At 67.6% G+C, this 26,431-nt stretch carries 14 protein-coding genes; 7 read left to right on the top strand and 7 right to left on the bottom strand.

Features of this window, described 5'->3' with window-relative positions:
• Position 1 precedes the first annotated feature (1 nt).
• The gene (locus tag ACODRZ_RS10230; RefSeq protein WP_488968953.1) at positions 2-2,449 is read right to left on the bottom strand and encodes a hypothetical protein; all 2,448 of its coding nucleotides are present in this window, start codon (positions 2,447-2,449) and stop codon (positions 2-4) included.
• A 407-nt stretch (positions 2,450-2,856) separates the two neighbouring features.
• Between ACODRZ_RS10230 and ACODRZ_RS10235 the strand changes: the two genes are divergently transcribed.
• The 3 genes from ACODRZ_RS10235 to ACODRZ_RS10245 are packed head-to-tail and all read left to right on the top strand — an operon-like array spanning position 2,857 to position 11,247.
• Positions 2,857-7,005, top strand: a complete 4,149-nt coding sequence (locus ACODRZ_RS10235) for a hypothetical protein (RefSeq protein WP_488968954.1) — start codon at positions 2,857-2,859, stop codon at positions 7,003-7,005.
• A gap of 10 nt (positions 7,006-7,015) precedes the next feature.
• Positions 7,016-9,367 carry a caspase family protein gene (locus ACODRZ_RS10240; protein ID WP_488968955.1) on the top strand — a complete coding sequence of 784 codons (2,352 nt, stop codon included), beginning with the start codon at positions 7,016-7,018 and terminating at the stop codon, positions 9,365-9,367.
• Positions 9,364-11,247, top strand: coding sequence for a gluzincin family metallopeptidase (locus ACODRZ_RS10245; protein ID WP_488968956.1), 1,884 nt, complete (start codon positions 9,364-9,366; stop codon positions 11,245-11,247). The genes ACODRZ_RS10240 and ACODRZ_RS10245 overlap by 4 nt, the downstream gene beginning before the upstream one ends.
• Here the strand turns inward: ACODRZ_RS10245 and ACODRZ_RS10250 are convergent.
• From ACODRZ_RS10250 to ACODRZ_RS10260, 3 genes are all read right to left on the bottom strand, one after another.
• On the bottom strand, positions 11,244-12,515 hold the full coding sequence (locus ACODRZ_RS10250; RefSeq protein ID WP_488968957.1) for a dicarboxylate/amino acid:cation symporter: 1,272 nt from the start codon (positions 12,513-12,515) through the stop codon (positions 11,244-11,246). The genes ACODRZ_RS10245 and ACODRZ_RS10250 overlap by 4 nt on opposite strands.
• A gap of 98 nt (positions 12,516-12,613) precedes the next feature.
• Positions 12,614-14,164 carry a sensor histidine kinase gene (locus ACODRZ_RS10255; RefSeq protein ID WP_488968958.1) on the bottom strand — a complete coding sequence of 517 codons (1,551 nt, stop codon included), beginning with the start codon at positions 14,162-14,164 and terminating at the stop codon, positions 12,614-12,616.
• Positions 14,164-14,826: a response regulator gene (locus tag ACODRZ_RS10260; protein ID WP_488968959.1), complete on the bottom strand. Its 663-nt coding sequence runs from the start codon at positions 14,824-14,826 to the stop codon at positions 14,164-14,166. Before ACODRZ_RS10260 ends, ACODRZ_RS10255 begins: the two co-directional genes overlap by 1 nt.
• Before the next feature lie 369 nt (positions 14,827-15,195).
• On the opposite strand from ACODRZ_RS10260, the gene ACODRZ_RS10265 reads away from it, so the two are divergent.
• The 3 genes from ACODRZ_RS10265 (at position 15,196) to ACODRZ_RS10275 (ending at position 21,755) form a co-directional block, all read left to right on the top strand.
• Complete coding sequence (locus tag ACODRZ_RS10265; RefSeq protein WP_488968960.1) at positions 15,196-17,538, top strand: TonB-dependent receptor; 2,343 nt, start codon at positions 15,196-15,198, stop codon at positions 17,536-17,538.
• 28 nt (positions 17,539-17,566) lie between these two features.
• Complete coding sequence (locus ACODRZ_RS10270; RefSeq protein WP_488968961.1) at positions 17,567-18,844, top strand: M20/M25/M40 family metallo-hydrolase; 1,278 nt, start codon at positions 17,567-17,569, stop codon at positions 18,842-18,844.
• A 103-nt stretch (positions 18,845-18,947) separates the two neighbouring features.
• Complete coding sequence (locus ACODRZ_RS10275) at positions 18,948-21,755, top strand: M14 family metallopeptidase (RefSeq protein ID WP_488968962.1); 2,808 nt, start codon at positions 18,948-18,950, stop codon at positions 21,753-21,755.
• 7 nt (positions 21,756-21,762) lie between these two features.
• On the opposite strand, the gene ACODRZ_RS10280 is transcribed toward ACODRZ_RS10275, so the two are convergent.
• A complete protein-coding gene (locus tag ACODRZ_RS10280) occupies positions 21,763-22,665 on the bottom strand; it encodes an EamA family transporter (RefSeq protein WP_488969145.1) in 903 nt (300 codons plus the stop codon).
• Positions 22,666-22,764: 99 nt separating this feature from the next.
• On the opposite strand from ACODRZ_RS10280, the gene ACODRZ_RS10285 reads away from it, so the two are divergent.
• Positions 22,765-23,244 carry an Lrp/AsnC family transcriptional regulator gene (locus ACODRZ_RS10285; protein ID WP_488968963.1) on the top strand — a complete coding sequence of 160 codons (480 nt, stop codon included), beginning with the start codon at positions 22,765-22,767 and terminating at the stop codon, positions 23,242-23,244.
• A 45-nt stretch (positions 23,245-23,289) separates the two neighbouring features.
• Here ACODRZ_RS10285 and ACODRZ_RS10290 read toward each other — a convergent pair whose 3' ends face one another.
• A complete protein-coding gene (locus ACODRZ_RS10290) occupies positions 23,290-24,741 on the bottom strand; it encodes a hypothetical protein (RefSeq protein WP_488968964.1) in 1,452 nt (483 codons plus the stop codon).
• A gap of 83 nt (positions 24,742-24,824) precedes the next feature.
• Positions 24,825-26,408, bottom strand: a complete 1,584-nt coding sequence (locus ACODRZ_RS10295) for an EAL domain-containing protein (protein ID WP_488968965.1) — start codon at positions 26,406-26,408, stop codon at positions 24,825-24,827.
• Positions 26,409-26,431: the final 23 nt, after the last annotated feature.

Consider the following 26,431-nt stretch of genomic DNA (forward strand, 5'->3'; position numbering starts at 1 on the left):
CTCAGAGCGTCTTGAGGTATTCGACCAGCGCCCGCTTGTCCTCGTCGGAGAGGACCGGCTCTTGGCCGAAATCGCGCTCGTCGCGGGTACGCTGGTAGCGGTTGAACTCCTCCGTGCCGAAGTAGTGGCCGCGATTGACCACGAAGTCGGGGCACTTGTTGAGCGCCATCAGCGGTTCGCGCAAGGACGCGAAGTGGGCGCGCACTGCGGCGTCGTCAGCCCCGCGCGGCAGGGTGAGCAGGCCCTTCTTGAGCCGCGCCAGCAGCACGATGAGGTCGCGGTAATGACGCGCGATGGTCGCCGGGTCGCGGCTCTCTGCCAGCGGCTGCAGCGAGGCGAGCAGGTTCACCGGCATCCCCTTGGGGATTGGCCCCAGCTCTATGTCGCCGTCCGCGTTCTCCAGCGTGCGCAGGGCCTTGCGTGCCTGTTCGTCCAGCGGTCCCGGGGCGTCGGGGATGAACGAGGAGGGGACGTAGAGTTTGCTGCGCGTCGTCGTGCGGTCGATCATGCCCCAGGCGCCGGGCAGCATCGCGTCGCGCTCCCGCAGGTTCGGCCAGAGCATCTTGGCGATGCCGTCGTCGAAGGCGGCCATGCGTCCCGCCACTGACGGGTCGCCGTTGAACGTGCCGACCGTGTTGCCCAGCAGAAACGGCGCGGTCGACCACAGCGAGACCAGCGAGGGCACGCGCGTATAGCCGCGTCCTCCGGCGGGCATGCGGTATGCGCGCGGCTCTCCGGTGAACGGGTCCTGATAGGCGACGGTGCCGACCGAGGGCAGCACCTTGTAGCTTTCGGACGAGAAGTTGTCCCAGATGTTGCCGCGCAGGGCATTGGTCGCCAGCGGGCTGCACAAGTTGGTGCGCAGCAGCGTCACCGGAATGCGCGCGTCGGTGCTGAAGTAGTTGCCCTGCCGGAAGTCCGGCCGCGCGACGAGGGCGCGCATCCTGCTCTTGAAGTCCTCGGTCTGGGTCCAGCGCCACCATGCCTTGAAGCGGGTCATGTAATCCGGGCCAATGGCATCGACCAGCGAAGCGCCTGCGGGGGCGTCGGGCTGCTTGCTGGAGTGGCAGCGCGCGCAGGTATTGGCGAAGACCATCGCGCCGCGCTGGACCACTTGCGGGCTCGCCTTCAGGTAACCCGCTCCGCCCGGCGCATTGGCCAGCGGATCGGGGCGCGCGGCCTTGAGGAAGAACAGCGCGGTGAGCGGCGTCCCCGCCTCGGTCGCGCGCCAGTAGGCGGAGTTGCGCCGCGCGGTGGCGATCTCGATCGGGCTGATGATCCTGCCGCCGACGACCGGGTTGAAGTGCGTCAGCCACTCTTCGGAGAACAGCCCGATGTTAAGGTAGACGCGGTTCAGCGCCCCCAACGCGCCCACCGCATCGGCACCGTCCTTGAGGACATGCGGCGTCCAGACGGTCGCGGGCTTGTCGAAATACTGCGTGAGCGGGCCGGAATCGTAGATGTCGTTGAACTGCACGTTCTTCGTGCCGCCGCCCGCCAGCGTCTCGCGCCCGAACTTGCGCGCGGCGCCGAGGCGGTCGCCGAGGAGATAGACCGCGTTCATCGTGCGCGGGTTGTTGATGTTGTCGGTGGAGACCAGCGAGGTGTCCATCGCGCCCGGCCGGTAGGTCGAGACCAGCTGGTACATGTAATTCGACGGATCGGCCTTCCACATGAACAGCCGGTCCACCCACATGTACTGCGCGCCGACCGTCGAGTTGAGGTTGGCGAAGGCGGGCTTCTCGGGATCGGCGGGCGGGCGCGTCGGGCTGGGGCCGAGGTGGCAGAACCCGCAGCTCATGCCCACGCGGTAGGGGCGCACCAGCCTGGGATCGTTGTAGTAGCGCGCGTCGCTGTAATAGCGCTTCGCGTCCCAGCGAGCCTTGGCCTTTTCGTCGAAGTCGGGGTTGGGGAACAGGCGCAGGCCGAGGATGCCGGAGGGTTCGCCGAAGTAGGAGCCGACCGGCACCGTCGTCCCGCGCGCGCCGATGCGGATGCCGGGGTACTTCTTTTCGTTCGCGAAAGGATCGGGCGCGCAGCCCGGATCGCGGGTGTCGCGCCAGAGGCCATAGCCGTCCGGCTTCGTCGGCGCGGAAAAGCAGGGTTCGTTGACGAGGCCCATGACCTTCCAGCGCGTCGGCCGGGCATTGGGGCTGCCGGGCGGCGGGGCGACGATCTTGAGCAGGTCGAACCCGCCGAGCGTCGGCTTGCTCATGAAGTCCCAGAAGCGGTCGTTGCCGCCGCTCCACACCAGCCACATGTTGCGGCCCTTCACCTCGTCGGGGGTGAGGGCGACGCCGTCGTCCATCTCGTGAAAATAGTCCTCGTCCGCCTGGACGAGCGTGTCATCGCGCACGCCGACTGTCTGCGCCTCGTCCTTCGGCCCGCTGTGGCAGGCGGCCAGCGCCGCGAGCGATACGCTCAGGAGTGTTCCTCTGGCGATCACCATGCCCCCCTCTCGACGATGCCTTGCCCTGGCTGTGCGGCGGCAGGAGGCTCTCGTTTGAGGGGTCGGTCAAGTGACGATATTTGTAATGGAGTGGTGCGATGGTTTCCGAATTGTCGCGATTCATCGATAGTATTCATAATATTCAACGATTTGTAGAATGAATGTTGAAGGGTAGGGTTGAGGTTTACTGTTTCATGGCAGTCATCGTCATGATTTGGGGGCTTGCGACATTCGGCAAATAGTGTTCGTGAAAAGCGCCGGGAAATACGGCGCATTTGGGACAATGCTGCGACCCTGAGGCAATTGCTTAGGGGCGTCTTCGTATAGGGGCATGCCGGTGGCCGTATGGTTTCGCCTTGTGGGTTCGTCCGGACGCGCTTTGTCACAGCCCGCAGTGACCGGCTGACATGACCGGCGTCGCCTCCCTGCCGGGCGTGCGCTCGATCGCGGTGCTGCTGTCGACGACGATCGCGGTGGTGCTGTTCTTCGGGCTGCTGCTGATACAGGCGCGCTCGGACCTCGTGCTGCGGCGCCAGCAGGCGGACTTCGGCGAAGTGGCGCGCATGGCCAGCCTGCTGCGCGACCTTGGCGACATGGTCACCCGGCGCGCCTCGCAGGACGGTCAGCGCGACGGCGCCAATGCCGACAGCGCCAGCGACCGCTTTCAGGTGCGCTATGCCGCGCAGGACCGCTGCCGCGTGATGCCGGTCGCGCCGACGACCTTGCGGCTCAGCCTGGACGGTTTTCAGGCGCGCGACCGCAAGCCGGTCATGTCCGCCTTTGCGACCGAGAAGGGCGATCCCTTCTGCGCTCAGAGTTCCGCGCAGTCGGTGATACAGGGCCGCAGCGAGCCGACGCGGGCGCGCGAACTGGCGATCACCGGGCCGGACGGCGAGGTGCTGCTGGTGCTGCGCGGGGACTGGCCGCAGCGCATCGAGCCTCCTGCGGTGAAGGAGAAGGCTGCAGAGGGCAGCGCAGCGCCGGACACCACGGGCAAGACCCCGAAGATCGAGATCGGCGGGCGCGAGCGGCTGGTCTATCAGTGGCCGCTCGACCTCGGGCGGCCGGTGACGATCCAGCGCGAGGAGGGCGCCTATGTGTGCGCGCCGCGCCGGTGCCTGCTCAGCGCGCTGGGCGATCCGCCGAGCGCCGTGGCGGTGCTGGGCAACCTCAGTCCGTTCACCAAGGCGGCGTTCGGGTTCTCGGTGGTCGTGCTGCTGCTGCTGATCCCGCTGATCAAGCTGGCCTCGATCGACCACAATGCCTCGCTCGGCTGGATGGACGTGATCGGCATCATCGCCGCGGTGCCGCTGATGGTGGCGACCCTGGTGACGGCCTGCGCGGTGATCGCGTTCTGGGGAGACTTGCGCCGCGACAATGACACGATGGCGCAGGGCCTTGCCGCCGCGATCGCGCAGGACATCGACCGCGAGGTGGGCTTCAGCCTCGGCGCGATCGAGAGGGGCACCGACCAAGTGTGGGGTGCCGGCTGGACCTCGCTGCAGCAATCGGGCGCGGGGGCGTCGTCGGCGCCGTGGCAGACTTACCCGGCGCCGCTGCCGCTTGCAGCGCTGCAATTGCGCAGCATGGTGGGCAGCACGATCATCGACCAGTTGCCGACGAAGGACCGCCCGCTCGCCGACATTCGCGAGCGTCGCTACTTCGGACGCCTGCGCGCCGGGGACGTTATTCCCTGCACCGGACGGCAAGGCGAGGCGCGCGCCGATGGCGGCTTCGGCTGCGGGAAGGGGCAGGTCTACACGATCGATCAGGTTCCCGCCGCCGCCAATGGCGATGCGCGCATGGTGGTCCTGCTGACCCGCGCGGGAGCGGCGAACCTCGTGATGTCGGGCAAGCCGCCCGCCGCGACGCTCGCGGTGCCGGTGCCGGAGGGCTTCGGCTATGCGGTGATCGACCCGGCCAGCCTCGAAGTGCTGCAGCATTCCGACCCGGCGCGCGCGTACAACGAGACGTTCGGCAGCCAGCTCGATGCCGTCGATGGGCTCACCCATGTCGCGGGATCGGTGGACGAGCGCTGCGGGCTTGCCGATGCTGCGCAGCATGGCCGGACGGCGGGTCCCACGGCAGGCGCGCCGTTCGACGCGCGCTACGGCGGCAAGCGGGTACGCATGTCGATCGGAGTCGCCTGCTCGGCGCACTGGCTGGTGGCGACATGGTACGACCGTTCGAAGCTGCAGAACGCGGCGCTCGATCCGGCTTTCGTGGCGGGGGTGACGATGCTCTGTGTCGGGCTGGTGCTGGCGGTGGGGCTGGGCGTCATGGCCTCGACCGACCCGCGCTCGTTGCTGCGCAAGCTCTGGCCCGATCCCGAGCCGTTCCACAGTGCCGAGGCCGACCAGTGGTATCTGCGCGGCATGTCGGCGCAGCTGGCGGTGGTGGTACTGATGTCGCTCGGCCTGCTGCTGGCGCGGGGCGACGCGGCGTTCCTGCATGCGGCGCTGGGATTGTTCCTGCTGCTGATCCTGCTCGCGCGCAAGGATGCCGACCATAGCTGGGGCACGCTGCCGGTCGGTTGGGGCAAGGTGGCGACGGTCTTCTACGCGGCCCTCGGCATCTATGCGAGCGTGGTGCTGGCCTGTTGCCTCGGGGCGCAGTGGCGGGCCATCGCCTATCCGGTGCTGCTGGTGGTGATGTGGATAGTGGCGGCGCTGGACTGGTTACCCCTTGGGAGGATGGGACTGGACCGGATCATTCGTCGTCCGGTGCCGTGGATAGAGCGTGCGCGGACGGTCGCGGCCGAATTCGTACCGCCTTCCGTCATGCGGCGTGTCAACCGCGTGCTGCGCCATCAGCTCGTGACGATCTACTTGCTGGCGGTCATCCCGGCGCTCGCTGCATGCTGCGCGGGAGCGGGGCAGTTGCGCGCCGACCGCTCGCTGTCCGACGCCTGGGTGCTGGAGCAGTCAAGCGCGCAAGTCGCCGACGATGTCGCGCAGATGCGGCCGTTCTACGACAGCGCGCCCAAGGCGAAGACGCCCGCACCCGCCGATCTGTCCGCCCGCAAGCTGGTCGCGGACCATGCCGCCGCCGAGCCCGGCGCGCCGTCGCCGATGGCCGCCGCGATCATGCGGCTGTGGAGCGACGACCCGGTCCGCTTCGACCATCCGATCGACCTGCACCTCGGCGAACTGGCTCGCTTCGCGGGTTGGGCGCAAGGCCGCACCGGCGTGCCGCTCGTCACCATGCCGCGCAGCCCGGGGCTGATCGTGCTGCGCGACTGGCTGCTGGCGGTCGGCGCCATGGGCGTGGCGACATTCCTGACCTGGCGCCTGCTGGTGCTGGCCGCGCAGAACCTGTTCGGGCTGCAGCATTTCGGCTTCCGCGCGCTCCATCCGCGCCATACGCCCGAGCAGATCCGCACCAAGTCCACGCGGCCGATCAAGGCCGTCTTCATCAACTACCCCACGCGCGAATTCCGCAAGCTGCAGAACTCGCTCGACACGCGCGACCGGCTGGAGATGTTCGACCTTGCGCTCGAACGCGGCAAGCTGGGCGAGAAGAGCATGGCGCTGCTCACCGCCAAGTCGTGGATCGTCACCGGCTTCGAAAGCATCGTCGCCAACCGCGATCTGCGCGTGAAGACGCTGGCGCTGCTGGAGCAGTTGACCGCCCGGCCCGAGGTCAACGTCTACTTCTTCGTCCAGACGATGCCGCTGGTCCGGCTGCGGCAGGCGCGCGACCGCGAGAAGCGCGAGGCCGAGGTGGCGGGCAGCGCCGGGATCATGAACGAGAGCGAGTCCTACCGCTGGGCCGAACTGTTCTCCGAATTCATCACCTACACCTGGACCGAGACGCTGGCCGAGCCCGCGCCGCTCGACGCCGAGCCCGATCCGCCGCGCGGCGGCGCCAATCTGGAGCGGCTGCTGGAACTGATCGACGACCCGGTCAACCGTGCCTCGGTGCGGCGCTGGGCGGCGCGCAATCCGGCGGTGGCGGAGGCGATCGCCAGCGAGATGATACAGGTGCCCTCCGACCGCATCCAGGACCAGATCCGCTCTTTCGGCATATCGATCGAAGACATGACCGCGCCTGTGCCTCCGGGAGAACTGGGCGTGCTCAACGATCTCAACGACGTCTACCGCGAGCAGATCCACGAATACATGGCGAACTTCCTCGGCGATTATTATCAGGGCGAATGGGTGCGCTCCAGCAAGGAAGAGCATCTGACGCTGCACCATCTGGCGCACGGCAAGTTCATCAACACCAGCAACTTCCCGGTGCTCAACAGCCTGCTGACGCGGCGGCTGGTCAAGACCGATCCCAACTTCCGGCTGATGAACGAGAGCTTCGGGCACTGGATCCGCACGCTGGAGCAGCCCGAGTGGTTCCACCAGTTCCGGCAGGACGCGCAGCGCGGCGGGGCGTGGAACGTGCTGCGCGTGCCGCTGCTGCTGCTGGTCGCGGCGGGCTCGGTGCTCATCACCTTCCTCGATCACGAGGGCTCCGGCTCACTGCTGACCCTGCTTCCCGGCGTCGTCGCGACGATGCCGATGCTGCTGTCCCGTTTCACCCGGCCGCTACAGGCCAATGCCTAGGAGGATGCTCATGGCCGCTGCGCAGAAGGACTGGCTCGCGATCGAGTGGGTCGGCAATGTCCCGGTCAAGGAACTGACCGAGCAGTTGAAGGCCTCGGCCGCGCTCAGCCAGCGGTTCCACTACCTGCTGTTCCCCGACGGCTCGGTCCGCGCCAACCGCAGGCTGGAGCCGGGCCAGCCGGTCGAACTGCTGGTGGTGCGGGAAGGCGCTGAGCCGGGTGCGGAGCAGCTGGAGCGTATCGCGGCGCTGCGGGACTACGTCGCGGCGTGGAATGCTGCAGGGGACAAGGCGAATGTCGTGGCGCCGGACTGGCTGCCCTCCGCCGGGGAGGCCGCCGAAGCCAGGACGCGCGGTGGCGACGCCGTCGCGGTGTCGCCCTGGCCGGTCTTCGTCGATCCCGGCCCGTTCACCGGCGCGCCCGAGCAGCTGCGCGAACTGGCGCTCCATGTCGTCAACTTGCGCAAGGGGGTGCTTTCCGACGACGGGATCATGGCGACGCACGAGACGGACCTCGACCGGCTCGTCGCCAGCATCGTCGACAAGGCGAAGCAGGGCTACCGGCTGATGCTCTACGCCCACGGCGGGCTGACCGACGAGCGCAGCGGCCTCGCGGCGGCATGGGCCTATCACCGCTGGTGGATGGCGCACGGCATCTACCCGGTCTTCTTCATCTGGGAGACCGGCGGGCTGGAGACCTTTTGGCAGATCGTCGAGGGCGACCGCCGCAAGGGCCGCGCCATCTCGCGCGACATCTATGACTTCACCACCGACCCGGCAGTGGAGCTGATCGGCGGCAAGGTCGGCACCCTGCTGTGGGACGCGATGAAGGACAGTGCTCGCCGCTCAAGCGACACCGGCGGCGGCGCGCGGCTTTTTGCAGAGAAGCTGGCGGCGGCGTGGAAGGAGCCGACCGAGATCTTCGCGCTGGGGCACAGTGCGGGTTCGATCTTCCATGCGTACTTCCTGCCGGTGCTCTGCGCCGACAAGCTGCGGGTGAAGCAGATGCACCTGCTGGCCCCGGCGATCACCAACGACCTCTTCGCGCAGACGCTCGGCAGCCTGATCGGCAAGAAGAAGATCGAGGAGGCGAGCCTCTTCGCGATGACGCGCGAAGCGGAGCGGGCGGACAACTGTGCCAACATCTACCGCAAGTCACTGCTCTACCTCGTCAGCCGGGCGTTCGAGCCGAAGAAGGGGACGCCGATCCTGGGCATGGAGGACTTCATCCGCACCGACCCGGAGGTGAAGCGGGCGTTCCGGGACGCGGTGATCCTGTCGCCGACCGCGCCTGCCGCGAAGCCGACGATGGCCTCGGGATCGCGCTCGCACGGCGGGTTCGACAACGACGTGGCGACGCTCGAGAACGTGCTGCGGCGGATGCTGGGGCTGGGCGATGCGGGCGCGGTGAAGCCGCGCTTTCCGGCGGGCGAGCCGCGCGTCGGCCGGGCGATCGTGGCGGCGAACTACTACGGGATGCCCGCAGGCTTGTTCGAGCAGCCCGCCGAGATCGTGCCCGCCGCACCGCCGCCTAAGACCGCGACCCCGGTGCAGCTTGGCGGCCAGAAGATCGCGCTGTGCATTGGCAACGACGCTTTTCCCGAGGGCATGCGCCTCTACGGCTGCGTCAACGATGCGAATACCTGGGCCGAGACGTTCCGCCAGCAGGGTTACGACCCCACCGTGCTGTCCGACGCCAGTGCCGGGCAGATCCGCGAGGCGTTGCGCGGCATTCTCGGCAAGGCGCGGGCCGGGGACAGCGTGATGATCCATATCTCCTCCCACGGCACCCGCGTCCTCGACGTCGACGGCGACGAGTTGCAGGACAAGCAGTTCGCCGACGACAAGGACGAGGCGCTGGTGGCGCTCGACTGGCGCGAGGGCGGGCTGATCATCGACGACGAATGGCCCGACCTGATGAAAGTGGCCGACGGCGTGAAGGTCATCCGCTTCCATGACTTCTGCCACTCCGGCCGGTCGAGCCGGATGGCGCTGGGCGGGCGCACCGACCGCCGGGCGCGCAGCGTCAGCCTGCCCGATGCGATCGCGCTCAAGGCTTACGAGGCGCGCAAGGCGGCGCGGGGAAGCCGGGCTGCGGCGGCCAGCCCTTCCGAGATCTACGGCGCCGACTTGTCCTATGTCACCTTCTGCGCCTGCCTGCCCGAGCAGTCGGCGATGGAGGAGGGCGGCTCGGGCGTGTTCACCCGCGCGGCGACGAAGATCCTGCGCGGGCAGGGCGCCGGGATGAGCGCGCAGGACATGTTCGCCGCCATCGCCCGCGAGATGGCGGGGGAGGAGCAGAAGCCGCTCCTCGAAGGCTCGGCGCTCTACAGCGCGCAGCCGCTGTTCGGCCTGCCCGCATGAGCGAGGGCGTCGTCATAACCGTCTCCCCCCGCGTCCTGCGCGAAGTGCGCAGCGCCGAGGACGAGGCGGACGAGCGCAGACGGGCGCGGGACCGATGCCCGGCTCCCGACACCGACATGCCGATGGTACGCCGGATGCGGATCTTTGCCATCGATCCCACCGCGCGGGCCGACCGGGGCGGCGTCGTCACCGTGTCCGAGCCATACGAGCCGCTGGAGTTCTCCGCCGACGGCAAGACCCTGCGCGGACGCCGCTTCGCCGTCACCCTGCCGGTCTGGACCGAGGACAAGCCGCAGTGGCGCCCGGTCCGCGCGATCGTCGAGGGGATGAAGCCCAACAGCATCGTCACCATCGCCGACGCCGGCTATCCGCCTTCGCTGAGCGATCCGCGCTTCATCGTGCAGATGGTCTACGCTACCGCCTCGCAGCTTTACGGCACCTTCCGCAAGGCGCTGGGGCGCGAGATCGTGCTGGGCCTGATGCACGATCCGGCGACCGGCGAATGGTCGCGCGCCGATCGTTTCCACCTCGCGCCGTGGGAGGTCGAGGAGGCGCAGGCGTGGTTCGATCCGGCGCGCGCCTGCGTGGTGTTCGGCCATTACAAGGCGCGCAGCGACACGGTGGGCTATCCGCCGGGCAGCCAGGTCTTCACCGCGCTGTCCCACGACGTCATCGTCCATGAGATGACCCACGCGCTGCTCGACGCGGTGAAGCCGGAATTCATGACCGCCACCCACCGCGACGTGCTCGCCTTCCACGAGGCTTTCGCGGACCTCGTGGCGATCTTCCAGCGCTATTCCTACGGCGAACTCGTCGCCGCGCAGATCACCGAGGCGCGCGGCGACATAGAGCGGCTGGGCGTGCTGGGATCGCTGGCCCGCACGTTCTCCGAGACGGCGGGCGGCGGCGCGACGTTGCGTCCGCTGATCGGCGACCTGCTCTACGACAGCCCGGAGATCGGCGACGAGCCGCACCAGCTCGGCAACGTGCTGGTGCAGGCGGTCTACCGCGCGTTCCAGAAAGTCGCCGGCGCGCGGATCGAGGGGCTGATCGCCATCGCCAGCAACGGCAGCGGCATCCTCCCGCGCGGCGCCCTGTCGCCCGCGCTGGCGCAGGAGATCGCCGCGCGGCTGGGCAAGACGGCGCAGATGTTCCAGTCGATGCTGATCCGCGCGCTGGACTATGCGCCGCCGTTCGGGATCACCTTCTTCACCTTCCTGCGCGCGGTGATTTCGGCCGACATGCGCCTCGTGCCGGTGGACGACGAGAACATCCGCGTCGCGTGGATGGAGGCGTTCCGCCATCACCGCATCTTTCCGACCGACGGCCTGCATTACGCGGAGGAGCAACTGGCGTGGCCCTTGCCGGAGGATGTCGGCGCATTCGATCTCGACATGCTGAGTTTCGCGCAGACCGCCTTCCAGGGCAATCCGGGCGACCTGCTCTCGCTCGACATCGCCGCGATCCAGGCGGCGCGTGTCGCCGCGCATATGAACGGCGAGGAAGCGGCGGCGTGGCGGGGGTTGCTCGGCCTCGATGACGCGGGCGGCGAGACCCGCGCCGACATCGTCGGGTTGCGCAGCTTTGCCCGGCCCGGTCCCGGCGGCATGACCGAGTTCGGCACCGTGCTCGAAGTCGTCTGCCGCCACTTCACTGATCGCGACGCCAGCGGGTTCATGACGGCAACGGGGGCCTGCCTCGTCTACGACAGCGCCGGGCGGCTCATGTCCTGCGCGATCGAGCCACAGCAGCCGGGCACGAACAGCCGCGAGGACATAGAGGGCTACGCGGTCAGCAAGGAAGGCGCGCGCAGCTGGCTGCTCAAGCAGGGCCGCTGGCAACTGCGCCCCGACGTCGCGCGCGGGTTGTGCATGCGTTAGCCCGCCTGCATCTGCCGATCCTTCGACACCGCCGTGGCGACGGCGAGGTCGCCCACCACGTTGACCATCGTGCGGAACATGTCGAGCAGCCGGTCCACCCCGACGACGAGGCCGATGCCCTCGGGCGGCAAGCCGGTCAGCGCCAGCACGGCGGCGACCGTGGGCAGGGAGCCCGCAGGCACGCCGATGGTGCCCATGCCCGCGACGGCGGCCACCGCCAGCACGATACCCTGCCGCCCGAGCGAGAGGTCCATGCCGAAGAACTGGGCGATGAACAGCACGGTGACGGCGGTGTAGATCGCGGTGCCGCCCTGATTGGCGATGGTGCCGACGCCCAGCACCAGCCGGGCCACGCGCGGCGGCAGGCGCAGGTCCAGTTCCGCTGCGCGCAGTGCGCTGGGCAGCGTGGCGTTGGAGGAGGAGGTGCAGAAGGCGATGACGGCAGGCTCCTGCACGCCGCGCAGGAACGCCGCCGGGGTCACCCCCCCGCGCATCCACACGACCGCGAAGAAAGTCAGCACCACCTGCAGCATCAGCGCCGCGACCACCACGCCGACATAGGCGCTGAGGTAGAGCAGCAGGTGCCAGCCGAACACCAGCGTCAGGTCGAACATGAAGGCGGCGACGGCGATCGGCGCCAGCCGCGCGACATAGCCGAGGACGTGCATCCCGGCATCGAACACCCGCTCGCTGGTGGCGAGCACGTGGCCGCTGCGGCGGGTGCGCAGGAAAGTCAGGGTCATGCCGACGAGCACCGAGGCGACGATCACGATCATGATCGGTCGTTCCACGGCGGCGTAGGAGAACAGCGCGCCGAAGCCTCTCGGCGGTGCGGAAGAATGGCCCGCCGCGAGGAGTTGCTGGCCGATCTCGGCGGGCACCACGTCGCCGGGGCGGAACAGGTTGACCATGGCCAGCCCGATCAGCGCCGCCGCGACCGAGGCCGCCAGCATGTGCGCCAGCGTCGAGAGCAGCAGTCGCCGCATCCCCGCCATGTTGCGCAGGCGCGCGGTGCCGCTGACGATGGCGGACACCAGCAGCGGCACGATCAGCAGGAACAGCGCGAAGAGGAACGCCTGCTCCACCGGCTTCACCACCCAGCGCATCAGCAGCGTGGTCGCGGGGGAGTCGCTGGCGAACAGCCCGGCCAGCGTGCCGCCGCCCATGCCGAGCAGGAAACCCGCCAGCAGCCGCACCTGAAGGTGAGGGCGCAGGCGCCTGCGCGCATGGTCGGTGGGGGGGAGAGGCGGGGGGGCAGTCTCGATCATCGCAGTGACCGAACGAAAGGATTTGCGGACATCGGTGATCCTGTTGCCGCGCCCGAAGGCGCCTGGCTCATGACAAGGGTTCTGCCGCGAGAACCCTGTCAGCAAGCTGTCGCGAGCGCGAATTGTTGCGCCTCCGCTTCGGTGTCGATGGCATGTTCGTCGATGGGCTGCGGCGCGGCGAAGTCGATGCCCGCGAGCACGCCGCGACCATCCGTGCCGGGCTCCAGCCGGACCTCGGCGCCCATGCGTTCGGCGAGCGCGCGGACTATCGACAAGCCAAGGCCGCTGCCTGTCGCGCCGCTTTCGCTGCGGGCGCGGTAGAAGCGTTCGAACACGCGCTCGCGGTCCTGCGGGGCGATGCCGGGGCCGTCGTCCTCCACTTCGATCCGCGCGCGTCCGGCGCGGTGCAGCACGCGCACGGTGACGGTGCCGCCGGGGCGGTTGTAGCGCACCGCGTTGTCGAACAGGTTGCCGATCATCTCGGCCGCGAGCACCGGATGGCCGCTGGCGAGAACGGGGCCGTGATCCGGCGCCTCGAAGCCGATGTCGAGGCCGTCCGATCCCGGCTGGTCGATGCGCGATGCGACGAGGTCGGCGGCGACGGTGGCAAGGTCGAAGGTGGCGTCCTCGGCGATGCCCTGCTCCTCGGTGCGGGCGAGGGCGATCAGTTGCAGCAGCAGCCGTTCCAGCGAGAGCACGGCGTTGCCGATGTCCTCCAGCGCCGCCGCGCCGCGCGGGGAGGCAGGGCCGTAGCGCTCCAGCACGTCGAGATGGACGCGCACCACGGCGAGCGGCGTGCGCATCTGGTGCGAGGCATTGGCGGTGAACTGCTTGAGCGAATCCACCGCGCGCTCGGTGCGGGCGAGTAGGGCGTTGAACGATCCGGCCAGCAGCCGCGCCTCGCGCGGGGCGTCCTCCTCCAGTGCGAGGCGGAACTGCGGCGGCGGCTCGCGGCGGGCGGTCTCGATCTGCCCGGTGAGTGAGGCGAAGGGCCTGAGGCCCCAGGTGATGGCCCAGTAGAACAGCAGCACCGCCGTCATCGCGATCAGCACGCCCGCGCCCAGCACGCGCAGGAAGTAGGTCTGCTGGTAGGCCCAGCGATCATCCACGAAGTCGGCCACCTGCACCACTACGGCATGGCCGTTGCGGTGGAGGCGGCGGATTTCGGTGGCGATGCGTACCGGCTTGCCGGCCAGCGTGCCGTCGCGCAGGTACCCGGGCTGGATCACGCCGTCGGCATCGCGCGGGTCGACGTAGCCGCCGGTCAGCGGGGTGTTGCGGTAGGTGCGCGGGAAGCTGGCGGCGGGCAGGCGCTGCGTGGCGCGGCCGGTGCGGGTGTCGTACTGGGGCGGCGGGATCAGGCCGCGCTCGCCCGCGATCAGTTCCGTGCCGTCCCAGATGCTGTAGTGCGTGACGGGTGCGGAGCGGCGCTGGAGCAAGTGGACGGCCAGCGGAAGAACCTGTTCGCGCACGGCGTCCTCGGCATCGGCGGCGCGGCTGAGCAGGCGTACCGAGCCGACGAGGATGCGGTCCGAAGTCGCCGCGCCCGAGCGCTGGATCATCCAGCAGGTGATGCCGCCGAAAGTCACCGCCAGCGCCAGCAGCGGCACCATCACCGCCGCCGTCAGGCGCGATCGCAGCGAGGCCATCAGGTCTCCAGCATGTAGCCGAGGCCCCGGATGGTGCGGATCGTCGGCCCGTCCGGCATCAGCTTGCGGCGCAGGCGGCCGACGTAGACTTCCAGCGCATTGGGCGCGACGGCGTCGGCGAAGTTGAACACCTCGGAATTGAGGCGCTGTTTGGTGACGACCTTGCCCGGGCGCCCCATCAGCGTCTCCAGCACTGCCATTTCGCGGCGCCGCAAGTCGAGCACCGAGCGCTTGAGTTCGACCACGCGGGTGGACCGGTCGAGGCTGAGGTCGCCGACGCGCAGCACCGGATCGGCGGTGCCCTGACTGCGCCGGATCAGCGCACGCAGCCGCGATTCCAGCTCGCGCGGGTGGAAGGGCTTGGAAAGGTAGTCGTCGGCTCCCCGGTCGAGCCCGGCGATGCGGTCGGACACGGCATCGCGCGCGGTCAGGATCAGTACCGGCGTCGCGTCGCCGCTGCGGCGCAGCGTTTGCAGAACCTCCAGCCCGTCGATGTCGGGCAGCCCGAGATCGAGGATCGCGGCATTGTAGGTTTCGGCGGCGAGCACATCGAGCGCTTCCTCGCCGGTGCCGACGACGTCGACGACGAAGCCGCCCGCGCTCATCGACGCCTCCATGCCGCGCGCCAGGCGCTCGTCGTCTTCCACGATCAGTATCCGCAACAACTCACTCCCTCGCACGAGTTGCGGCATCCTCTTGTCCCTGTTGGGTACTCTTCAGGTGCCGTTAGGTGCCTTTGAGTGCCGCTTGTGCGTCGTTGTGTGTCGGCCCTGCTCCGACGCAATTTCATGCCGTTTGATTCGGCAGTCTGTGAATGGAACCTGTCATCAACCTGTCGCGCTGGGCAAGATTCTTTTTGGAAAAGTGCTCAGGAGTGACAGCTTCGTGACAGGTGAAGGCCGTCAGCTTTCGGGTGTCGGGAGGGGAAACCTCGACAACGAACCGGGTCCGGTTTCGCAGCGCGCACAAGATCGCCAAGGCATCGGCGGCATCGCGGGCGGGGCATGGGCCGGCTGCAACAGGGGGCAATCATGGCCACTCACTACGGTCGCGCTGCATTCTTGATTTCCGTATCCTTGTTCGCTCTGCCGCTGGGGGCGCAGGCACAGGAAACGGTTCCGCAACAGGCGGTTAGCGAGGGCGTGGGTGACATCGTCGTCACCGCGCTGCGCCGCGCCACCCGCGTGCAGGACACCCCTGTCGCGATCACCGCGTTGTCGGAGAAGTCGCTCCAGAACCTCGGCGCCACGGGCATCGCCGACGTCGTGCGGCAGGTGCCGGGGCTCAACCTGATCGCCGGTGAATCGGGCCGCACCCGCATCTCGATCCGCGGCATCCAGACTGCGGGCGAAAGCACCGTAGGCCTGTACTACGGCGAGACGCCGCTGACGGGGCCTTCGGGCACCAGCTCCGATCCCTCGGGCGTGACGCCCAACCTCAACCTCTTCGATGTCGAGCGAGTGGAAGTTCTGCGCGGGCCGCAGGGCACGCTTTACGGCTCGGGCTCGATGGGCGGCACCCTGCGCGTGATCTTCAAGAAGCCGGACCTCACCAAGTACGAGGGCGCCACCGAATTCGGCGGCGAGGCGGTGGAGCACGGCGAGTTCGGCTATTCGATGAAGGGCGCGGTGAACGTGCCGATCATCTCCGACATGCTGGCCGCGCGGCTGGTGCTCTATCGCCAGCAGAACCCCGGTTATGTGGACGATCCGACAATCGGCAAGGAGAATCTCAACCGCTCGACCCTCGAAGGCGCGCGTTTCCAGCTGGGGTTCCAGCCGACCGATACGCTCAGCATGAACTTCATGACGATCGTGCAGACCCAGAAATTCGACGGCACCTCGCAGTGGGCGCCTTCGGTGGGCGAGTTCGTGTCCGAGCAGAAAGTCGCCTCGCCGGCCTACGACAAGCTGCAGCTCTATGCGCTGGAGACGAAGTGGGAGAACGGCATCGGCACGCTAGCGCTGAACAATTCGTACTACCGCTGGGACGTGCGGCAGACCAACGACAACTCGGACAACTACGCCAGCATCGCGGCGTCCAATCGCTATTGCGGGCTATTCCAGAATACCTACGGCGGCTCGCTGCTGCAGGGCACGAGCGCCGGAGCGACGACCAGTTCGAGCACCTGCGCGACCGGCGCGGGGGGGCTGACCTCCGCGCAGTTGCGGGCGGATTACCAGAACTGGGCCGCAGGGCAGCAGCCGATCGGCAACTACCAGCCGCGCTTCGTGCGCAACTACGTCAACGAACTTCGCCTCAGCTCGAACGGCAAGGGGCCGCTGACCTACACCTTCGGCCTGTTCCGCGAGGACCGCGACGACCGCGTCGATACGCTCGTCTTCGCCGGTATTCCCGCCACTGGCGAGCCGCAGCAGCCGACCGTCGATCTCGGCTCGCGCTATGTCACCGACGTGGTCAAGCAGACCGCGGTATACGGCGAGATCAGCTATCATCTCTTCGAGCCGCTGACGCTGACGGCGGGCCTGCGCTACTACGACTACAAGAAGACCGTGGGCGGCGAGAACCTGGGCTACAACTACTTCAACGGGCAGGTTCCCAGCGCCTATGCCGAGGTGTCCGCCAATGCGAACGGGCTGATCCAGAAGTACAATCTGGACCTCAAGATCACCCCGGACGTGATGTTCTACGTCACCGCATCGCAGGGCTTCCGCCCCGGCGGCGCGAACCTGACGCCGGGCATTCCGGAATCGGCGCAGACGTATGCGGCGGACTCCTTGTGGAACTATGAGGCGGGCTTCAAGACGCAGTGGTTCGACCGCAAGCTGACCTTCAACATCGACGCCTATCGCATCGACTGGAACAACCTGCAGACCTCTGTTCGCGCGACTTACGGCAACTTCTCGTACATCGGCAACGTCGGTTCCGCGCGGATCGAGGGCGTCGAGGTCGAGGCCAGTGCCACGCCGGTTTCGGGGCTCTTCCTCAACGCCAGCTTCCACTACGTGAAGCCGCGCCTGACCGCCGATCAGGTCAGCGCCGAAGTGACGGCATCGGGTCTCAAGGGCGACATCCTGCCGCTGATCCCGCGCACCACCGCCAGCGCCGGGGTCGAATACACCTTCCCGGCCTTCAACGACTTCGAGGGGCTTCTGCGCGCGGACTGGACCTACACCGGCAAGATGACCTCGCAGATCCGGCCGACCAACAGCCTCTACCGCGAGTTTGGCAAGTACTCGATGGTGAACCTGCGCGCCGGGGTGCAGAACGACCGGATGGGTGTGTTCCTTTACGTGCGCAACCTGTTCAACAAGATCGGCGTGAACTCGATCTCGAGCGCGGCGGGCGTACCGGACTACTGGGCGACGACTGCCCCGCGCACGCTGGGCGCGACGATCTACAGCAACTTCTAAGTTCGTTTCGAGTACAGGGGATTTGACGATGCGTATCACACTGCTGGCCGCAACCGCTGCGCTAGCGCTGGCCGCTCCGGTGGCGCAGGCCGCTACCGCCGAAGACAAGGCCGCCGCAACTCTGCTGAACGGGGCGAAGTTTGCCAAGGCGAAGGCGTCGCTCAAGGGCGACTACGACAAGATCATCCAGGACATCATCACCCTTACCGAGATCGAAGCCCCGCCGTTCAAGGAAGACGCGCGCGGCGCCGCCTACATGGCGATGCTCAAGGCCGAAGGTCTCACCGACGTCGAGCGTGATGAGGTCGGCAACGTCATGGGGCTGCGCAAGGGCACCGGTGGCGGCCCGCTGATCGTGGTCACCGCGCACCTCGACACGGTGTTTCCCGGCGGCACCAATGTGAAGGTGCGGCGCGAGGGCAACGGGCTCTACGCGCCCGGCATCGGCGACGATACCTCCAGCCTGCCGGTGCTGCTCGCTTTCATCCGCGCGATGAACCGGGCGGGCTACACCACCAAGGCCGACATCCTGTTCATGGGCAATGTCGGCGAGGAAGGCCCCGGCGACCTGCGCGGATCGCGCTACCTGTTCCAGAAGGGCAAGTACAAAGACGCGATCAAGTATTTCATCTCGTTCGAGCCGGGTGGGGCAGGGCGCATCACCAATGCCGGCACCGGATCGCGCCGCTACAAGGTCACCTTCAATGGCCCCGGCGGGCACTCGATGGGCGACTTCGGCATCGTCAGCCCGGCTTTCGCGATGGCCAACGCGATGGTCGAATTCGGCAAGATCAAGGCGCCTGCGGAGCCGAAGACGGTCTACAACGTCGGCATTCTGGAGGGCGGCACTTCGGTGAACTCGATCCCGTTCTCCACCGCCATGACCATCGACATGCGCTCCAACGGCAAGCCCGAACTGGACGCGGAGGAGAAGCAGTTCCTCGCCCTGCTGCAGCCTGCGGTGGATGCGGAGAACGCCGCGCGATCGACCGCCAAGGGCAAGATCTCCTACGACGCCAAGCTGATCGGCGACCGTCCGGTCGGCACCACGGCGCTCGATGCGCGGATCATCAAGGTCGCCACCGCCGTCGCCAAGGGATCTGGCGTGACGCCGAAGTACGGCGCCGGGTCCACCGACAGCAACATCCCGATGAGCATGGGCGTCGAAGCCGTCACCCTCGGCTCCGGGTTCGAAACCTTCCGCGCCCACTCGCTGGAAGAGGGCATGAAGATGAACCCGCCCGAGGACCTCAAGAACATGGCGGTCGGCCTGGCAACGGTCCTGACCCTCGCTGAAGCACGCTGACCCATCCTGACGGGGCGGGCCTCTCCAGCGGTCCGCCCCGCCTTTTTCCTGTTTCTCATCCCCCCCCCCCCCGGTCCGTTCCGTGCCGCGAAGGAGTAACGCCATGTCCCGTCGCAATCTTCTGCTTGCCGCCACGTGTCTTTCGCTCCCGCTCGGGCTTGGGCTTTCCGGGCCGGTTCTGGCGCAGGACGCCCCCGCCACCAGCGCGTCGATCACCGCGCCCGAGAAGGTCGTCGGCGGCAAGGTCGGCGCCGACTACTTCCTCGCCGACTACACGAAGATTTCCGCGTGGCTGATGCAGGTCGCCAGGGAAAGCGACCGCATCAAGGTCGTCTCCATCGGCAAGACCGCCGAGGGGCGCGAGCAGTACATGGCGATCGTCTCTGCCCCCGATAACATCCGCAATTTGGAGAAGTACCGAGGGATCGCGCAGCAACTGGCGCTCGCCAAGGGCCTCGACGACGAGGCCGCCAAAAAGCTCGCCGCCGAGGGCAAGGCGATGGTGTGGATGGACGCCGGGCTTCACGCCAGCGAGATCGTCAACGCGCAGAGCCACGTCCAGATCATCCACGAGATGCTGACGGGCAATGATGCCGAGACGCTGCGCCTGCTGGGCGATGACATCATGCTGTTCGTCTTCGCCAATCCGGACGGGCTGGAACTCGTCGCCGACTGGTACATGGTCGATCCGCACAAGCTGACCACGGACTCGATCCCGGTGCTCTACCAGAAGTACATCGGCCACGATAACAACCGTGACAGCTTCGCCTCGACCCAGCCCGAGACGACCAACATGAACCGCGCCGGATACCGCGAGTGGTTCCCGCAGATCCTCTACAACCAGCACCAGACCGGGCCGCTCGGCGCGGTGGTATTCATCCCGCCGTTCCGCGATCCCTATAACTTCAACAACGAGCCGCTGGTCATCAACCAGACCGACGTGGTCGGCCAGATGATGCATGCGCGGCTGGTGGCGAAGGGCATGGGCGGCTCGGCGATGCGCTCGGCTGCGCCTTATTCGACGTGGTTCAATGGCGGCATCCGCACGATCGGCTACTTCCACAACCAGATCGGCATCCTGACCGAGATCATCGGCAATCCCACCCCGCTCAAGATCCCGTTCGTGCCGGAAAACCAGCTACCCCGGCAGGACGAGGTGCTGCCGATCGCGCCGCAGGAATGGCATTTCCAGCAGTCGCTCGACTACGTGAAGGAGATGGACCGGGCGATCCTCGACTACGCCTCGCGTTATCGCGAGACGATCCAGTACAACCGCTATGTCATGGGTCGCAACCAGATCGCCAAGGGCAGCACCGACAGCTGGGTGGTGACGCCCAAGCGCATCGAGGCGGCCAAGGACGCGGCGAAGACCATGCCCAAGCCGGGGTCGGAGGAAACCGCAGGCACCTTCGGATGGGGCAACGAGAAGATCCTGCCCGCCAGCCTCTACAAGACCGTGCTCAACGCGCCCGACAAGCGCGCGCCGCGTGCCTACATCATCCCGGCCGACCGCCAGCAGGACATGCCGACGACGGTGCGTTTCCTCAATGCTCTGATCAAGACCGGAATCGAGGTGCAGCAAGCGCCGTCCGCCTTCACTTTCGAGGGCAAAAGCTACCCGGCGGGCAGCTACGTCGTGCGCAGCGATCAGGCGTTCCGCCCCCACGTGCTCGACATGTTCGAGCCGCAGGATCACCCGCAGGACTTCGCCTATGAGGGCGGGCCGCCGATCAAGCCCTACGACGTCACCGGCTACACGCTGGCGCTGCAGATGAACGTCGCCTTCGACCGCGTGCTCGATGCGCCACCGCCCGCGTTCCCGCTCGTCGCCGACGAGATCGCCGCGCCGCCGCCGGGCCGCGTGCTGGGGTCGGGCGGGGCAGGCTGGATCGTCGATCACGGCGTCAACAACAGCTACACGCTCACCAACCGCCTGCTGAAGGCCGGACTGCCGGTGTTCTGGATGAAGCAGGGCCTGACCGTGGACGGCAAGGCGCTGGCCCCAGGCGCGGTGTGGATCCCGGCTTCGGCCAAGGCGCAGGCGATCGTCGATGCCGCCGTCGCCCCGCTGGGCCTCGATGCCCATGCCGTCGCCGCGAAGCCTGCGGGCGAGACGGTCGCGGTCAAGCCGGTGAAGATCGGCCTCGTCGATGTCTATGGCGGCTCGATGGCCTCTGGCTGGACCCGCTGGATCTTCGAGCAGTACGAGTTCCCCTACGAACTGGTCTACCCGCAGGCGCTCGACAAGGGCGGGCTCAAGGCGAAGTACGATGTCCTCGTCTTCCAGAGCGACGTGCTCGGCCGGGAGGAGGGCATGTCCCGCCCGCAGCCCGCCGCGGCCGACATTCCGGCGCCTTACCGCAAGATGCTGGGCAAGATCACGCCCGAGACGACCTTCCCGCAAGTCGCCGCTTTCGCCAGGGCGGGCGGCACGGTCGTCGCGGTCGGCAACTCCACCCGCATCGGCGAGGCGCTGGGCCTGCCGGTCACCAACCTGCTCGCGCCCAAGGGGCCGGACGGCACCGTGAAGCGGGTTTCCTCCAACAGTTTCTACGTCCCCGGATCGATCCTGAGCGCGCAAGTCGACAGTAGCGATCCTCTGGCCTTCGGCGTCGCACCCACGGTAAACCTGTTCTACAACAACAACCCCGTCTTCCGCGCCGACGGACCTTCGGTGCGCAAGGTCAGCTGGTTCGACAAGGAGGACCCGCTCGTCTCCGGCTGGGGCTGGGGGCAGAAGCTGCTGAACGGCGGCGCGGGCATCGTCGAGGGCGGGCTCGGCAAGGGCCGCGTGTTCCTGATGGGGCCGGAAGTGACCCAGCGCGGCCAGCCTTTCGCGACCTTCAAGTTCCTGTTCAACGGGGTGCTGCTCTCGGGCAGCGACGCCAATCCTGCAATCCCGGCGGACTGAGGGGAGCTTACTGCGCGGGCGGCAGTTCGACCTTGGTGTCGCCCAGCAGCACCGATCCGACCGAAGCCGCGACCACCAGCGCCACCGCCAGCCACTGCACCGCCACCAGATGCTCGCCCAGCAGGACGGCTCCCGCGAGGGCGCCAACGGCGGGTTCCAGACTCATCAGCACGCCGAAGCGGTTAGCCGGGATCTGCTTGAGCGCGATCATCTCCAGCGAATAGGGCACGGCGCTGGAGAGCACGGCGGTGGCGAGGCCGATTAGGATCAGCGAGGGGGCGAGCAGGGCGCTCCCCGCCTCGACAACGCCGATCGGCACGACGACGATGGCGGCGGTGGTCATGCCGAGCGCTACCGCCTGCCCGCCGGGCAGGTGCGTCGTCTTCTTGCCGAACACGATGTAGAGGCCCCAGCACAGCCCGGCCATCAGCGCGAAGCCGACGCCGACCGGGTCCAGCGCATGAGGCGATGCATGCAGCGGAAGCAGCAGCGCCAGCCCCGCCGCCGCCATTGCCACCATCGCGAACTGGCCCGAGCGGCGCGAATAGAGCAGCGAGACCGTCAGTGGCCCAAGGAACTCGATCGCGATGGCAAGGCCAAGCGGGATCGTGCGGATGGCAAGGTAGAAGCTGAGGTTCATGAGGCCCAGCACCGCGCCGTAGCGCATCGTCGCGAGCAGGTCCGCGCGGGTCAACGGCAGGCGCCATGGCCGGAAGATCAGCAGCAGGATCAGCGCGGAAAATCCCACGCGATAGGCGATCGCCCCCGTCGCGCCGACGATCGGGAACAACTGCTTGCCGTAGGACGTGCCCACGCAGAACGCCAGCATCGAGCACGCCAGCGCGGCGTAAGGCGCGGCGCGCAGCAGCGGCGAAGGAGACAAACCGGCGGATGCGGACAAGGTGTTCATGGGCGTGCTCATGGGCTGGATATATCCTGCACCATCTGGCGAAGGCTGGCGAATTTCGTCATAAGATGACGGAAAGCGTCAAGTGCGGGGCAGGATGTGATGGAAACAGTCGATATCGACCAGTTCGACCGGCGAATCATCGAGATCGTCCGGCGCAACAACCTTGAGCCCGCCCGATCGATCGCGGCGCAGGTCGGCCTGTCCGAGAGCGCGGTACTGCGCCGGTTGCGGCGGCTCAGGGCCGGCGGGGTGATCGTCGCCGACGTCGCGCTGATCGATCCGGCGCGGCTGGCTCCGGCGATCACGATCCATGTGCTCGTCGAACTCGTCCGCTCGGGGCTGCGCATGGAACAGGCCTTCGCGGCGCGGCTTGCCCGTTGCCCGGAAGTGATAGGGGCGTGGAACGTCACCGGGCGCACCGATTTCCTGCTGATGGTCAGCGTGCCCTCGATCGAGGCGTACCAGCGTTTTTCCGACGACGTGCTCGCCTCTGACGAGAACGTGCAGGATTTCGAGACGCTGGTGAGCCTGCGCGAGATCGTCCACCTCGATCCGCTGCGGGCAAGGTTGCCGCTCTGAAGGTGGCTTTCATCATTGCTCCGCTGCGATCGCAATGACGGGGGACTACCGCCCGATCAGGCCAAGGGCGTGGCGGATGAACTTGCTGCGGTCGAGCACCCATTCCGACCCGGCGGGCAGATCGGGGTCGGAATACGTCCATCCCTCGGGCGAATAGACCCGCTGCAGGTTGCCGCCGGTGCCGAAGGCCAGCGAGACGTAGCGCTGCTGCGTGCGCGGTGCCTCGCTGCCCTCGACGTGCGAGCCGTCGGTGCCGAGCGTTGTGCCCGTCGGCCTGAGCGCAAAGACGTAAGGCTCGGTGCGGAAGCTCTTCACCGAAGTATTGAGGAAGACCGACAGGTACACCTGATCCAGCGCATCGAGCGGCGCGGGCGGCATGTGCCACGCGGGAGATCCGATCACCGGCCAGGGATAATTGCCCGGCTCACCGTAGCGGATGTCGCTGCGCAGATCGACGAGGGCATCGCGCGGGGACTGCAGGGGCGCGACGCGCTCGATGCGCAGCCCGTCCGACCACGTGAAGCCGAAAGCGGAGGCGTCGATCAGCGGCATCGCGGAAGGCGGCCAGTTCGACGGCGGCCCATGCGGCACGTTGGAGACGGTGACGTTCTCATAGACGCGCAAGTACGCCTTGTCCTTCAGCTGGTGGCCGCTGGCCGAGTTCTCCCAGGCGCGCTGGCCGTGGAAGCTGGTATCGCGAAAGTGCGAGACGAGGGTGCCGTTGATGTAGGTGGTGTGTTCCTGATCGGTGTTGGTGCCGACGTTCCCGGCGATGTCGCTGTCCTCGACGTAGAGCATCGTCTGGCCATTGGGCACGAACAGCGCATTCTTGCCGCCGTAGATTTTCGTGCGGCGCAGGACGGCGGTGAACATGCCGGGGCGGCGCGTCTCGGTGACTTCGAGATGGAGCGCGCCCTTGGTCTGGATCGCGGCCGGAAAGTCCAGTTCGACGTCGCGCATCTCGAAGTGCACGCGCTGTGTGCCGACGTCGAACAGGCGCAGGTCCACCGTCGCCCAGTCGTAGTCGGTGCGGAAGGCGACGCGCTTGCCGGGGATGGAGCTGCGCACGATGTACTGCGTGCCCTGCACCGGTCCGCCGATCTGCGGCAGGGTCGGCGCGAAAGGATAGATGCAGGGATTTCCCCCGGCATCTTCGGCCTCGTAGACCAGTTCGTAGCCACCCTGGAACGGTCCGTCCGCACCGCGCCCCTGATAGACCTCGTGCCCGGCCTTGCGTGAGGCTTCGCACTTTATGCGCAGGGTCACGGCCGGCGCGCGCAGGCCGTCCATCGGCATGTAGAAGGGATAGAGCCGATCGCGTTCCTCCGGAGCGGCAGGCTCGGCCGCATCGGCGGTCCTTGCAGCCAGGGGCACGGCGGCCGCCGCGACGACGACCGGCAGGCGCGAGGCGGGCACCGTCACGTCGAGCAGCAGCGGCAGGGCCAGGGCAAGCATGGACTTGAGGCGATGAAACGGTGAGCGATGGGAGGGGGGCACTGGTATCTCCGCGCGACGGGTCGGGACGAAGCGCTAGCGCAAAAAGGAAAGCAAGAGATGAACGCGGCGGCCCGTCGCGCGTCTCATCCGGCGAGCGAGGTGAGGAACGGCGACACCCGCTGGCCGTTGGCGGCTTCCTGAAAGGCCAGGAATTCGGATGCGGGGAGGGCCTTCGCATAGAGCCAGCCTTGCGCGAACCCGACCCCGGCCGCGCGCAGGTACGCTTCCTGCTCGCGGGTCTCCACGCCTTCGGCGACGATGAGGAGATTGAGGCCGTGGGCAATCTCGATGACATGCGGCACGACCACGCTGGTCGCCGCATCCCGGCCGATGGCATCGACGAAGGACTTGTCGATCTTGAGCGCGTCGAGCGGCAGCGAGGCCAGCTGCGCGAGACTGGAATAGCCGGTGCCGAAGTCGTCGATCGCGACCATGTGGCCGCCCGCCCGCGCCTTTTCCAGCGTCTCGCGTGCGGCCGCGGCATCGATGAAGCCGCGCTCGGTGGCTTCCAGCCAGACCTGCTGCGGTGCAACGCGGGCATCGGCGAGCGCCTGCGTCAGGATGGGGAGGAAGCGTCCGCTCTGCATGTCGGCAGCGGAGATGTTGATGGCCACGTGAACGCTGCGCTCGCGCCGCAGCATGTCGGCCAGGTCGGCGACGACACAGCCGATCATCATGTCGGTCAGCGGTTCGATCAGCCGGTGCTTCTCTGCAAGCGGGACGAAGACCTCGGGCGAGACGCCGGTGCCGTCGCTGCGCTGCCAGCGCAGCAAGGCCTCGGCGCCGACGCATACGCCGGTCGCGATTTCCATGATCGGCTGGTAGAGCACGTGGAATTCGCGGCGGCGGATGGCGTCCTCCAGCTCGCGTTCGGGCGTCAGGCGGCGGCGCGACATCCACACGATCAACCCGACCAGCAGCGTGGAGGTCAGGAGCCCGAGCGGGAGGAGCGACCATAGCTCGTGCTGCAGGCGGCGCTGGACAAAGGCGCGGTCGGTGATCGCGAAGGCGCGGAAATGCCCGTCATGCACCGATGCGAAGATGTGCGCGCCGATCCGGGCGAAGCCGTCGCCCGCCGCGGCCTTCTGCACCGTGTCGGCAGGCGCGGCGCCATTCACGGCGATCACCCGGCCGTCCCTCGTGGCGATGCCGATGGTCATCGGGGTGTCGGTCAGCACGTCGACGAAGCGTTCGTGGTTGACCAGCGTGTTGTAGTCGCCGTGATCGACCGCGATCACCCGATGGCCGCCGCTGACCTTGGGGCGGACATCGAGATAGAGCCCGTAACCGCCCGCGATCCGCGTGTCCGGTGTGCCGCGCCCGACGTTCTGGCGCACGATCCCCCAACTGGTGCAGGCGAGCTTGCCGTCGATGAAATAGCCGACTTCCTCGATCGACTGGTTGTCCACCGCCAACTGCCGCATCCGCGCGATCTGGGCCTCGCCGCAGGGTTCCCAGCGTGTCGCCTGTAGTTCGCGGAACACGTCACGGACACGCTCGAAGTTGCGTTCGGCGCGCTGGAGCGTCCAGCTGCTGTATTCGACAAGGTGCGCCCGCTCGGCTTCGACGGCCCGGTGTCGGGCGTAGATCGCAGCGGCGGCGAGCGGCAGGATCGTCGCGAGCACGGCAAGAATGCCGGCAATGAAGACGATCCGACGCTGCTGCATAGGCGCACTATGTCATAAAAATC

This window comes from Novosphingobium sp. FG90, assembly GCF_057808725.1.